The 12,031-nt window shown below is 54.2% G+C and carries 11 protein-coding genes; 8 read left to right on the top strand and 3 right to left on the bottom strand.

All coding sequences use genetic code 11. The features are described from left to right. Positions 1-93: 93 nt before the first annotated feature. Genes ACN0UH_RS07460 through ACN0UH_RS07450 form a run of 3 tightly spaced genes read right to left on the bottom strand, consistent with a single transcriptional unit; the run spans position 94 to position 3,683 of the window. Entirely contained in the window at positions 94-1,467 is a 1,374-nt protein-coding gene (locus tag ACN0UH_RS07460; protein WP_417661466.1) for an aspartate aminotransferase family protein, read from the bottom strand. A gap of 60 nt (positions 1,468-1,527) precedes the next feature. Further along, the gene (locus tag ACN0UH_RS07455) at positions 1,528-2,886 is read right to left on the bottom strand and encodes a glutamine synthetase family protein (protein ID WP_417661465.1); all 1,359 of its coding nucleotides are present in this window, start codon (positions 2,884-2,886) and stop codon (positions 1,528-1,530) included. A gap of 44 nt (positions 2,887-2,930) precedes the next feature. Further along, positions 2,931-3,683, bottom strand: coding sequence for a gamma-glutamyl-gamma-aminobutyrate hydrolase family protein (locus tag ACN0UH_RS07450; RefSeq protein WP_087515163.1), 753 nt, complete (start codon positions 3,681-3,683; stop codon positions 2,931-2,933). A 277-nt stretch (positions 3,684-3,960) separates the two neighbouring features. Between ACN0UH_RS07450 and ACN0UH_RS07445 the strand changes: the two genes are divergently transcribed. The 8 genes from ACN0UH_RS07445 to aguA all read left to right on the top strand — a co-directional run bounded on the left by ACN0UH_RS07445 (position 3,961) and on the right by aguA (position 11,887). Next, positions 3,961-5,340: a glutamine synthetase family protein gene (locus tag ACN0UH_RS07445; protein WP_417661464.1), complete on the top strand. Its 1,380-nt coding sequence runs from the start codon at positions 3,961-3,963 to the stop codon at positions 5,338-5,340. 279 nt (positions 5,341-5,619) lie between these two features. Next, a complete protein-coding gene (locus ACN0UH_RS07440) occupies positions 5,620-6,675 on the top strand; it encodes a polyamine ABC transporter substrate-binding protein (protein ID WP_417661463.1) in 1,056 nt (351 codons plus the stop codon). A 168-nt stretch (positions 6,676-6,843) separates the two neighbouring features. Next, positions 6,844-7,455, top strand: a complete 612-nt coding sequence (locus ACN0UH_RS07435) for a LemA family protein (RefSeq protein ID WP_417661462.1) — start codon at positions 6,844-6,846, stop codon at positions 7,453-7,455. Position 7,456: 1 nt separating this feature from the next. Next, entirely contained in the window at positions 7,457-8,344 is an 888-nt protein-coding gene (locus tag ACN0UH_RS07430; protein WP_417661461.1) for a TPM domain-containing protein, read from the top strand. Next, the gene (locus ACN0UH_RS07425) at positions 8,344-8,847 is read left to right on the top strand and encodes a TPM domain-containing protein (RefSeq protein WP_417661460.1); all 504 of its coding nucleotides are present in this window, start codon (positions 8,344-8,346) and stop codon (positions 8,845-8,847) included. Before ACN0UH_RS07430 ends, ACN0UH_RS07425 begins: the two co-directional genes overlap by 1 nt. Before the next feature lie 95 nt (positions 8,848-8,942). Next, complete coding sequence (locus ACN0UH_RS07420) at positions 8,943-9,581, top strand: TetR/AcrR family transcriptional regulator (protein WP_417661459.1); 639 nt, start codon at positions 8,943-8,945, stop codon at positions 9,579-9,581. A 239-nt stretch (positions 9,582-9,820) separates the two neighbouring features. Further along, the gene (aguB, locus tag ACN0UH_RS07415) at positions 9,821-10,699 is read left to right on the top strand and encodes an N-carbamoylputrescine amidase (RefSeq protein WP_417661458.1); all 879 of its coding nucleotides are present in this window, start codon (positions 9,821-9,823) and stop codon (positions 10,697-10,699) included. A gap of 81 nt (positions 10,700-10,780) precedes the next feature. Next, entirely contained in the window at positions 10,781-11,887 is a 1,107-nt protein-coding gene (aguA, locus tag ACN0UH_RS07410; RefSeq protein WP_417661457.1) for an agmatine deiminase, read from the top strand. Positions 11,888-12,031 lie beyond the last annotated feature (144 nt).

Here is a 12,031-nt window from a genome sequence, read left to right as displayed (position 1 = left end):
GAGCCTGGCCAACGCACTAGCGCAGTCTGGCAATTTCATCGACTTTTTTAAACACTCAACTGTTACCGTTGCGCGTTTAATTACTCGGATGCTTTAACCCAGTACCTCCGCAGCCGTCAGGTCGAGACATTGACGCGCTTTGGTAACCAGTTCATCGATCTCTGCCTTACTGATAACCAGCGGTGGCGAAATAATCATGGTGTCGCCCACGGCACGCATGATCAAACCATTGCTGAAACAGTGTGTACGACAAATCATGCCTACACCTTTATCACTCGGATAACGCTCACGAGTCGCTTTGTTCTTCACCAGTTCAATAGCGCCGAGCATGCCAACACCGCGAACTTCACCTACCAGTGGATGGTCAGCCAGCTCTCGTAAACGTTTCTGCAAATACGGTGCCGTTTCTTCTTTAACCCGCTCAACAATTTTCTCTTCGCGCAGAATACGCAGGTTCTCCAAACCAACGGCTGCCGCAACCGGGTGCCCAGAGTAGGTGAAGCCATGGTTGAAATCACCACCTTGATTGAGCACTTCAACAATCTCATCGCGCACAATCAGACCACCCATTGGGATGTACCCGGAGGTCAGGCCCTTGGCGATAGTCATCATGTCCGGAGCGTTGCCGAAATAGTCGCTGCCGAACCACTCGCCGGTGCGACCGAAGCCACAGATTACTTCGTCAGCAACAAACAGAATCTCGTACTTGGCGAGAATCTCACGAACTTTCGGCCAGTATGTATCCGGCGGAATGATCACACCGCCAGCGCCCTGAATTGGCTCAGCAATAAAGGCACCGACATTGTCAGCACCGACTTCGAGAATTTTCTTTTCCAGCTCTTCAGCGGCCCAGATACCGAACTCATCGGGCGTCATGTCACCGCCGTCGGCGAACCAGTATGGCTGGGCAATATGGACGATGCCTGGAATTGGCAAATCACCTTGTTCGTGCATATAAGTCATACCACCCAAACTCGCCCCGGCCACGGTTGAACCGTGGTAACCGTTGAGGCGGCTGATGATGACTTTCTTGTTTGGCTTGCCCTTGATCGCCCAGTAATGGCGGACCATACGCAGCATGGTGTCATTGCCTTCGGAGCCTGAACCGGTAAAGAACACATGGTTCATGCCTTCCGGGGCCAACTCTGCAATCGCCTTGGCCAGCTCAAGTGCTGGCGGCGTCGCCGTCATGAAGAACATGTTGTAGTAAGGCAATTCCTGCATCTGTTTATAGGCAGCTTCGGCCAACTCCTTACGACCATAGCCCACTGCCACACACCACAGACCCGCCATGGCATCGAGGATTTTATTTCCCTCGCTGTCCCACAGATAAACGCCGTCTGCATTGGTGATAATGCGCGGCCCTACTTCCGCCAGCTGCTTGAAGTCGCTGAACGGCGCGAGATGATGCTCGCGGCTCATTGCCTGCCATTCACGGGTTTTCGGGTTAGTCGCTTGGTTAGTCATATCCACCTCAAAAAATGCATGTAGCGCGTGCCGGACAACTGATGCCCGGCACGCGTCCAATTACACAGACAGCAGCAGGAATTCACGCTCCCATGAGCTGATCACCCGCTTGTAGTTCTCATGCTCGGCACGTTTTACCGCGACGTAGCCGCTGATGAACTTGCGGCCCAGATACTCCTCGGCCACCTTGCAGCTTTCCATACGCTCCAATGCCGCTTCCAAAGTCAGTGGCAAGCGCAAGTTACGGCGCTCGTAGCCACGGCCCTCAACTGGCGCACTTGGCTCGATGCCTTCAACCATACCGATATAACCGCATAACAAACTAGCTGCCAGCGCAAGATACGGGTTGGCGTCAGCACCAGCCAAACGGTTTTCCACACGACGGTTTTGTGGATCAGCATCAGGCACACGCAGGCCAACGGTGCGGTTCTCTTCGCCCCACTCCACGTTTACTGGCGCCGAGGTATCCGGCAGGAAGCGGCGGAACGAGTTAACGTTCGGCGCAAACAGCGGCAACAGTTCAGGAATCAACTTCTGCAAACCGCCAATGTGGTGCAGAAACAACTCACTCATCGTGCCGTCTTCATTAGAGAAGAGGTTCTTGCCAGTCGCCTTGTCGATGATGCTTTGGTGCACATGCATCGCGCTGCCTGGCTGATCAGTAATCGGCTTAGCCATAAAGGTAGCCGTTACATCGTGCTTGAGCGCCGCTTCACGCATGGTGCGTTTAAACACCAACACCTGATCCGCCAAGTGCAGTGGCTCGCCATGACGGAAGTTAATTTCCATCTGCGCCGGACCTTCTTCGTGAATCAAGGTATCCAGATCCAGCCCTTGGATTTCACACCAGTCATACATATCTTCAAACAGCGGGTCGAATTCGTTCGCCGCATCAATCGAGAACGACTGACGCCCGGTTTCCGGACGGCCCGAACGACCGAGCGGGGCTTCCAGCGGGAAGTCCGGGTCAGCGTTGCGCTTGGTCAGGTAAAACTCCATTTCCGGCGCCATGATCGGCTGCCAGCCTTTATCGGAATAGAGCTTGAGTACTTTCTTGAGAATGTTGCGCGGCGACAACTCAATCGGGTTGCCTTGCTTGTCGTAGGTGTCGTGAATCACCTGCGCGGTCGGCTCGATCGCCCAAGGCACAAGGAATACGGCGGTTTCGTCAGGACGACAGACCATGTCGATGTCTGCCGGATCGAGCAAGTCGTAATAGATGTCGTCTTCGACATAGTCGCCCGTCACGGTTTGCAGCAATACACTCTCTGGGAGACGCATGCCTTTTTCCGCGATGAACTTGCTGGTTGGCGAAATCTTGCCCCGGGCAATGCCGGTAAGATCGCTGACCAGACACTCAACTTCGGTGATTTTGCGTTCTTTCAGCCAGCTGGATAGCTGGTCTATTTTGGTACTCATAGAGACCTCAGGGTTGGTTGAGCCGACTATTAATTAAGTCGACCTCAGCGTTGCCCCGCCCTCTTCCTGCAAGCCTCACCAAAGGCCTGGAAGATGGCGAGATAATTCGGATTAGATCGTACCTGCCATTCGGGGTGCCATTGCACCCCCAAAGCAAAGCTTTTAGCACCTTCGACAGAAAAAGCTTCGACTAACCCGTCAGGCGCCAGCGCTTCAACTCGAAGGCCCGGCGCCAGACGCTGGACGCCCTGGCCATGAATAGAATTGACTTCAAATTCTGCTGGCAAGCCGATGCCAGCGAGAATGCCACCGGGCTGCACATGCAGCGCGTGGCTAGGTGCATATTGCACCTCGAGCGGTTCATCTTGAGGCTCGCGATGATCCATAAAGCCTTCAACTTCGTGCACTTTCTGGTGCAGCGTACCGCCGAAGACTACGTTCATTTCCTGAAAACCGCGACACACACCAAGTACCGGAAGACCCGCCGCGATAGCGGCCTTCAATAGAGGCAAGGTAGTGCTGTCACGCGCAGGGTCGTGCAGAGTGCCTGGCTCGCTGGCCGGGCCACCATAATGATGAGGTTCAACATTTGACGGTGAGCCGGTAAACAGTAAACCGTGCAGATTATCGAGCAGAGCAGGCTGATCCAGCAGTTCGCCAATTGATGGAATAATCACTGGCAGACCACCGGCACCCAAAACCACTGCGCGAACATATTTGTCGCCGGTAACGTGGTAAGGATGAGGGCCAATCTGTTTTGTATCAGAGGTAACGCCGATTATCGGCAGGCGTGACATGGGACACCCGTTTTATTGCTGTTAGTGGGTTTGAGCCGAGCTTAGCCTTGTTCATTTTTTTTCACAATAGCCATGTAAAAAATTAAACACACGCCACTGAGCACCGCACAGGCAGAGGCTTTCACAAACACTGAAATGCCCCGAAACGCCCTGAAATTGGCCACCAAGCCCCTTTTTGGGGCAAAATACGCCTCTCTTGACAGCGCTTGGTGTTTAAGATTGACTCACACCTGTGCATTCGCATGATTGATATTTTTAACAAGAAAGGTGTTGCATCATGTCGGTACCCCCGCGTGCCGTTCAGCTTAATGAAGCGAACGCGTTCCTTAAGGAACATCCTGAGGTCCAGTTCGTCGACCTTCTTATTGCAGATATGAATGGCGTGGTGCGTGGCAAACGCATCGAACGCGCCAGTCTTCATAAAGTGTACGAGAAAGGTATTAACCTTCCCGCCTCTTTATTCGCACTCGATATCAATGGCTCAACGGTAGAAAGTACCGGTCTGGGTCTGGATATTGGCGATGCGGACCGTATCTGTTTCCCGATCCCCGACACGCTGTGCAATGAGCCATGGCAGAAGCGCCCAACCGCGCAACTGTTGATGACCATGCACGAACTCGATGGCAAGCCATTCTTTGCCGATCCACGAGAAGTGTTGCGACAGGTAGTACAGAAGTTCGACGAACTAGGCCTGACCATTTGCGCCGCTTTCGAATTGGAGTTTTACCTGATTGACCAGGAGAACGTGAACGGCCGTCCGCAGCCGCCACGCTCGCCTATTTCAGGTAAACGCCCGCACTCGACTCAGGTTTACCTGATCGACGACCTCGACGAATACGTTGATTGCCTGCAAGACATGCTCGAAGCTGCAAAAGAGCAAGACTTGCCCGCAGACGCTATCGTCAAGGAAAGTGCTCCGGCGCAGTTCGAAGTCAACCTTCACCACACCAAAGACGCGATCAAGGCCTGCGACTATGCGTTGCTGCTTAAGCGCCTGATCAAGAACATTGCCTACGACCACGAAATGGACTCGACCTTCATGGCCAAGCCGTATCCGGGTCAGGCAGGCAATGGTCTACACGTGCATATTTCCTTGCTCGACAAGAAGACTGGCGAAAACATCTTTACCTCGGAAGATCCGTTGGAAAACGATGCGTTGCGCCACTCGATTGGCGGCATCTTGGAAACCATGCCAGCGTCAATGGCTTTCCTTTGCCCTAACGTCAACTCGTACCGCCGTTTTGGTGCACAGTTTTATGTGCCAAACGCGCCGAGCTGGGGGCTGGATAACCGCACGGTCGCGGTCCGCGTACCAACCGGCAGCCCAGACTCTGTACGTATCGAGCAACGTGTTGCCGGTGCTGACGCCAACCCGTACCTGATGATGGCCTCGATTCTGGCCGGTATTCACCATGGTCTGACTAACAAGATTGATCCGGGCGAGCCGATTGAAGGCAACTCCTACGAGCAGTTAGAGCAGAGCCTGCCGAACAACCTGCGTGATGCCCTGCGTGAGTTGGACGACAGTGAAATCATGGCCAAATACATCAGCCCTGAATACATCGACATCTTCGTCGCTTGTAAGGAAAGTGAGCTGGCTGAATTCGAACATTCGATTTCAGATCTGGAATACAACTGGTATTTACACACTGTATAAGCTCAGGTAACACCCGACGCCGGCCATTGAGCCGGCGTCTTTTTGTGCGGCACACAGAAGCGTTTCGGGCCAAGGGCGTAAATAACAAGAAGGTGCGCTCGGCATTAACCGCATATTCAACACACAATGCCCATGCCTGATAAAACATGTTCCGTTGAAGGCTGTGAGTAGCGTCTCAACATAGCGATAAATTGCGTAGTAGTTTCGTTTGACCTGCCAAGTACCCACTTTCCAGCCGTTGCTATTGGTACGGTTGATTATGTTTACAGGAACAGACTTATGCCTCGTTTGTACGCTCTACTTTTACTCGCACTGGCCCCGCTCGCGGCCAACGCTGAAGAGATGATTCGCGTCTACAACTGGAACGACTATATTGCCCCGCAAGTACTCAAGGATTTCGAGGCAGAGACTGGTATCAAGGTCGAATATCACACATTCAGCACAGCGGAAGAGCTGAGCAAGATCATGGCCAGCGGCGAGTCGATTGATGTTGCCGTGCCGTCCAACGACACCATTCCCGAATTGATCAAAACCAAGGCCATCTTGCCCTTGGACATGAGCCTGCTGCCCAATCGCACGCACCTCGACAAACAGCTGCTGAGCAAGCTGGCAGCGGTCGACCCTGAAAATCGCTACGCGGTTCCCTATCTGTGGGGTTCGGTTGGCTTGGCAATAAATACCCCCCAAGCAGAGGCAGCCTACGGCGGCCCGCTCCCAGACAGCTGGAGCGCCCTGTTTGACCCACAGAACAGTGCCCGTCTGAGCAGTTGCGGCGTCAGCGTTCTGGATGCATCGGATGAAGCACTCTCCTTGGTACTGAATTATCAAGGCCGCGAATTCTCGCGCAGCGCCCCCAGCCGCATTCGCCGTGCAGGCGAGATACTGAAAAGCATTCGCCCCAACCTGCGCTATGTCGACAGCGAGCGCTACATCGACGACCTCAATAACGGCAAGCTATGCATGGCCATGGCTTGGGTCGGTGATGCACTGGCAGCCAAGCAGGCAGGCCAGCCGATCGACTTTATCGTGCCGTCAGAAGGCTCGGTGCTGTTTATCGACAACCTGGTTATTCCAAGTACAGCCCGCCGCGCCGACTTGGCGCACCGTTTCATCAACTACCTGATGCAGCCTGAAGTAGCCGCCGAAATCACCACTGAAACGCTTTATCCGAACGCCAACAGCGACTCCAAACAGTTCCTGGATGCTTCATTGCAGGCGATGCCTGATCTGTATCCTAATATCGACATCAAGCGCCGCCTGTACACACTCAAAACCCTTTCTGAGGAGCAAAAAGCAGTGCGCGACGAAGTTTGGCAAGAGTTTACTGCGCAGTAATCGACTCCATTCACTTGAAGCCTGTCGGGTAACGACTAATGTTAAGACGCTACCCGGCAGATCAGCATGAAATGAGCCTGCGTAATGGCAATAAATTGACGCAACCGCACCGACTCACTTATTGTTGACGGCTATAAATTCTCCGCAATGGAATGAACTGGAGCGCCGATGAAAGCTGCACACATACTATTAACCGTGCTGTTGACGACCCTGCTCACGGGTTGCGGCTACAACGACATGCAACGTCAGGACGAAGCCGTCAAAGCTGCATGGTCTGAAGTTATCAACCAATACCAGCGCCGTGCAGACCTGGTCCCTAATCTCGTCAATACCGTGAAGGGTTACGCACAGCACGAGGAAAAAGTATTCGTCGAAGTAACCAATGCGCGCGCCAAGGTTGGCAGCATGCAGATCAATACTGACTCGCTCAACGACCCACAAAAGCTGCAGCAGTTCCAAGCCGCTCAAGGCGAATTATCCAGCGCACTGTCACGCTTGATGGTGGTCAGTGAGCGTTACCCCGAGTTAAAGGCCGACGGCCTGTTCCAGAATCTTCAGGCCCAGCTCGAAGGCACAGAGAATCGCGTCACCGTTGCGCGCAACCGCTACGTCCAGGCGGTTCAGCAATACAACACCTTGATTCGCACCTTCCCGAACAACTTAACGGCGATGGTTTTGAGTTATGAGGTTAAGCCGAATTTCAGTGTCGAAAACGAGAAAGAAATCTCTACGACGCCAACGGTAGACTTCGGCAACAGCACAGCACCTGCCACGCAATAACATGCAGTTATTTAGCCACTGGATTCAGCGCCTCTTCCTGGCGCTGATACTTATTGCCCCGGTTTTGGTCCATGCCGCCGAAGTGCCAATGCTCAAACGCCATGTCACCGACCAGACCGGTACCTTAACCGTTGAGCAGATCGATCAACTCGACCAGCAATTGGTGGCGCTAGAGAAACGCAAGGGCGCGCAACTGGTCGTGCTGATCGTATCGACCACCGCGCCACAAGATATCGAGAGCTACTCCTTGGCCGTGGCCGAAGCCAACAAAATTGGCCGCAAGGGCACCGATGACGGCTTGTTGCTACTGGTTGCCAAGGATGACCGACGCGATCGCATCGAAGTCGGATACGGCCTTGAAGGTGCGGTGCCCGATGCGGCTGCGGCGCGCATCCAGCGTGAGTACATTGAGTCACGCTTCAAGCAAGGTGACTTCTTCGGCGGTATTAGTGCAGGTATTGATGCACTGACCAAGCTGATTGATGGCGAGGACCTGCCACCACCAACCCAACGCAGCGAAGGCAGTGGGCTTGGCGCCATAATTGCCATTTCCCTGTTTACTCTTTTAGTTCCAGCAATCTTTCTGCGCATGATCGTGGGGGCCATCATTGGCCGGCGCGGCTTGATCCCCCGCATGTGCGTGGGCGCTGTACTGATGTCATTGTTTGCTCTCTTCACTCAAGGCTCATTGCTGGCAATGCTGGTTGGCGCTGTGATGGGCGCTGTCTTTCTCGCCATACCACTTGGCGTAATAAACATTGGCAGCGGCTCTGGACGCAGCGGTAGCAGCAGCGGCGGCTTTGGCGGTGGTGGTTTTGGCGGCGGGGGCGGCGGCTTTAGCGGCGGCGGTGGTAGTTTCGGAGGCGGCGGTTCGTCGGGTAGTTGGTGATGACAGTGATAAAACGAATATTCACCAATCTGTTTTCAGGCTGGTTTCAACTACGCCGCAGCTTTCCTGCACCCTTGCTGGACGAGATCAGCCAAGCCATTGGCACAGGTGAAGCACAGCATATTGGCGAGGTGCGCTTTGCTATTGAAGCACGCCTGTCCATTGTTGATGTATTGGCCGGGGTAACGTCGCGCTCACGTGCCGAGCAGGTTTTCGCCGAGCAAGGCGTGTGGGATACCGAGCACAACAGCGGCATTTTGATTTACCTGCTGCTGGCCGAGCATCGGGTTGAAATCGTCGCAGATCGCGGTATCTCGCACCATGTGGAACAAGCTCAGTGGGATGCAATCTGCTCGCGGATGTGCAAACACTACGCCCAAGGTTTGTGGCGCCAAGGCAGTCTCGAAGCGATCAATCAAGTGCATGACTTGCTGAGGCCATACCTTGCGAACCTGCAAGTGAGCAACCCGAATGAGCTGCCCGACCAACCGATTATTCTGTAATCTGCGCAAGCATAAATAGCGTCGAGTTGGGGAGTCGCACTGCACTTACTGACTCGGCGGGTTAACATCCAATAAGTTTTTGACCCGAGCAAACCATGCCGCGCCCTACAACTGTCCGTAAACCTCGCGCCAGCAGCCAAGCCCGCATCGCCGCGATTCTTGCGGTTGCCCGTGAACTGCTTGCCGAACAAGGCGCTGCCAGCCTATCGATCTACAGCGTTGCCGAGCGTGCGCAAATCCCACCGTCCTCGGTTTATCACTTCTTCACCAGCGTTCCGGCTTTACTTGAAGCACTCACGGCGGATATTCATGCCGCTTTTCGCGCCTGTTTGCAGGAACCTGTTGATCATCAGCAGCTACGCAGCTGGCGTGACCTTTCAGCCATAGTCGAACAACGCATGCTGGCGATTTACGCGAATGATGCTGCAGCTCGCCAACTCATTCTCGCGCAGCATGGCTTAAGCGAGATTACCCGCGCCGACCGCCAACATGACATCGAGCTGGGCCAACAGATGCAAGCCTTGTTCGAACAGCATTTTGCCCTGCCAGCCCTGCCCGATGATATTGATGTGTTCGCGCTGGCCATGGAGCTTGGTGACCGTGTCTATGCACGCTCAGTGCAATTGCATGGCCACATCAGCCCACGACTTGCCGAAGAAGGCATGCGCGTATTCGATGCATATCTGGGCCTGTATCTGCCCAGCTGCCTGCCCAAACGCCCCACCGCCCTGTAATCAGCCCAAAGAACCTTGTGACAGCCAAACGGCTGTCCATTGCATTGCTATTCCTACAATATAAATATCGATATTTATCGATTAAAAATACATAAAAACACGCTCAAGATTAATATTTTTCTTTTAAAGCAGATTTTTATCGACTATAAATGCACTCACTCAAGGCCAACTCGCCCTGCTTCAAGCCACCTCGATGCGAAGGCTGAAGCTGGGCGCCGAACGTTTTTACGAGGTGTCCAATGTCACGTACCGTTACTGTCGCCGCTACGCAAATGGCTTGCTCGTGGGATCGCGCAGCCAATCTCGCCACTGCCGAGAAACTGGTGCGTGAAGCCGCCGCCAAAGGCGCACAGATCATCCTGATTCAGGAACTGTTTGAAACCCCGTACTTCTGCCAGAAGCCAAATCCCGATTACCTGCAACTGGCGACCAGCGTTGAAGCCAACGCCGCCATTGCACACTTCCAGCGGGTAGCCAAAGAGCTGCAAGTGGTGTTGCCTATCAGTTTTTATGAACTGGCTGGGCGAGCGCGCTTTAACAGCATCGCGATTATCGATGCCGACGGCAGCAACCTGGGTGTCTACCGCAAGAGCCACATTCCAGACGGCCCTGGCTATCACGAGAAATACTACTTCAACCCCGGCGATACCGGCTTCAAAGTGTGGAACACTCGCTACGCCAAGATCGGTGTGGGCATCTGCTGGGATCAATGGTTCCCCGAATGCGCACGCAGCATGGCTCTGCTTGGTGCCGAAATTCTGTTTTACCCGACAGCAATTGGCAGCGAGCCACATGACCCCAGCATCAGCTCCCGCGATCATTGGCAACGCGTGCAACAAGGCCATGCTGGTGCCAACCTGATGCCGCTGGTCGCCAGCAACCGCATAGGTCGTGAAGAACAAGACGGCTCCGAGATTACATTCTACGGTTCATCGTTTATTGCCGATCAATTTGGCGCTAAAGTTGAAGAACTGAACGAAACCGAAGAAGGCGTGCTGGTACACAGCTTCGATCTCGACAAACTTGAACACACGCGCAGCGCCTGGGGCTCATTCCGTGACCGTCGCCCTAATTTGTACGGGCCACTAAAAACCCTCGATGGTGTACTCGAGTCTTAAATTATTCACAGTGCCCTCTGCTGTGCGCCTTCCGAGGAGTCAGCAGAGGCTGTTTCTAACGTTTATATGCAGGTGTTTGTGATGACGACCTTAAACAGTACCCCTCGCGCAGATGGTTTTCGCATGCCAGCCGAGTGGGAAGCCCACAGCAAAACCTGGATGGTCTGGCCGCAGCGTCCGGACAACTGGCGCCTGGGCGGCAAACCTGCACAGCACGCGTTCACTGCGGTGGCCAAAGCGATTGCCGAGTTTGAGCCGGTGACTGTTTGTGTATCTGCACAGCAATATGAGAATGCCTGCGCGCGACTTGATCACAGCAATATACGCGTTGTTGAGATGAGCACCGATGATGCCTGGGTACGCGACACCGGCCCGACATTTGTCATCAACGACAGTGGCGAAGTACGCGGCGTTGACTGGCAGTTCAACGCGTGGGGCGGCTTTGACGGCGGTTTGTACTCGCCATGGAACCGTGACGACCAGGTCGCCAGCAAGATCCTGCAGATAGAAAGCTACGCGCGTTATCGCACCGAAGGTTTTGTCCTTGAAGGCGGCTCGATTCACGTTGATGGCGAAGGCACGCTGATCACCACAGAGGAGTGCCTGCTCAACCCTAACCGTAACCCACACATGACTCGTGAACAGACTGAAGCCTTGCTCGGCCAACACCTGGCAATTGATAAGGTCATCTGGTTGCCGGACGGCTTGTACAACGATGAAACCGACGGCCACGTCGACAACTTTTGCTGCTATGTGCGCCCCGGCGAAGTCATGCTGGCCTGGACCGATGATCAGAAAAACCCCAATTACCCTCGCTGCCAGAAAGCCATGCAGGTGTTGGAAAACACCCTGGACGCCAAAGGCCGCAAACTGGTTGTGCACAAGATGCCAATTCCGGGGCCAATGTACGCAACCGATGAAGAATGCGCTGGCGTGGATTGGGCTGATGGCTCACAAGATCGTCACCCCGAGTCACGCCTTGCAGGCTCATACGTGAACTTCCTGATCGTCAACGGCGGCATCATTGCACCCAGCTTTGATGATCCGCTAGATGAAGAGGCCAAAGTCATTCTTGGCCGGGTGTTCCCAGAGCACCGCGTAGTCATGGTGCCCGGCCGTGAAATCCTGCTCGGCGGCGGCAATATCCACTGCATCACCCAGCAACAACCTGCTCCACAGACGCGATAACCCCGGCAGTTAGAGCTGCAAAAAAAGCCCGGCATCTGCATCCAGAGCCGGGCTTTTTTATTGCTATTGACCCGTCCTGAATAAGGTTTACACCTTCTAGGTTCTTTTTCAGGAGAGTCCCATGACTGAAGGTGTACGACGAAG

This window comes from Pseudomonas sp., assembly GCF_048265905.1.
Taxonomy (GTDB): domain Bacteria; phylum Pseudomonadota; class Gammaproteobacteria; order Pseudomonadales; family Pseudomonadaceae; genus Aquipseudomonas.
This window is presented reverse-complemented; position numbering and strand designations above follow the sequence as displayed.

Bases quoted from the DNA above. Each gene is read 5' to 3' on its own strand.
- aguB (WP_417661458.1), top strand. From the start codon at position 9,821: ATGTCACGTACCGTTACTGTCGCCGCTACGCAAATGGCTTGCTCGTGG.
- ACN0UH_RS07445 (WP_417661464.1), top strand. From the start codon at position 3,961: ATGTCGGTACCCCCGCGTGCCGTTCAGCTTAATGAAGCGAACGCGTTC.
- ACN0UH_RS07440 (WP_417661463.1), top strand. From the start codon at position 5,620: ATGCCTCGTTTGTACGCTCTACTTTTACTCGCACTGGCCCCGCTCGCG.
- ACN0UH_RS07435 (WP_417661462.1), top strand. From the start codon at position 6,844: ATGAAAGCTGCACACATACTATTAACCGTGCTGTTGACGACCCTGCTC.
- ACN0UH_RS07430 (WP_417661461.1), top strand. From the start codon at position 7,457: ATGCAGTTATTTAGCCACTGGATTCAGCGCCTCTTCCTGGCGCTGATA.
- aguA (WP_417661457.1), top strand. From the start codon at position 10,781: ATGACGACCTTAAACAGTACCCCTCGCGCAGATGGTTTTCGCATGCCA.
- ACN0UH_RS07455 (WP_417661465.1), bottom strand. From the start codon at position 2,886: ATGAGTACCAAAATAGACCAGCTATCCAGCTGGCTGAAAGAACGCAAA.
- ACN0UH_RS07425 (WP_417661460.1), top strand. From the start codon at position 8,344: ATGACAGTGATAAAACGAATATTCACCAATCTGTTTTCAGGCTGGTTT.
- ACN0UH_RS07450 (WP_087515163.1), bottom strand. From the start codon at position 3,683: ATGTCACGCCTGCCGATAATCGGCGTTACCTCTGATACAAAACAGATT.
- ACN0UH_RS07420 (WP_417661459.1), top strand. From the start codon at position 8,943: ATGCCGCGCCCTACAACTGTCCGTAAACCTCGCGCCAGCAGCCAAGCC.
- ACN0UH_RS07460 (WP_417661466.1), bottom strand. From the start codon at position 1,467: ATGACTAACCAAGCGACTAACCCGAAAACCCGTGAATGGCAGGCAATG.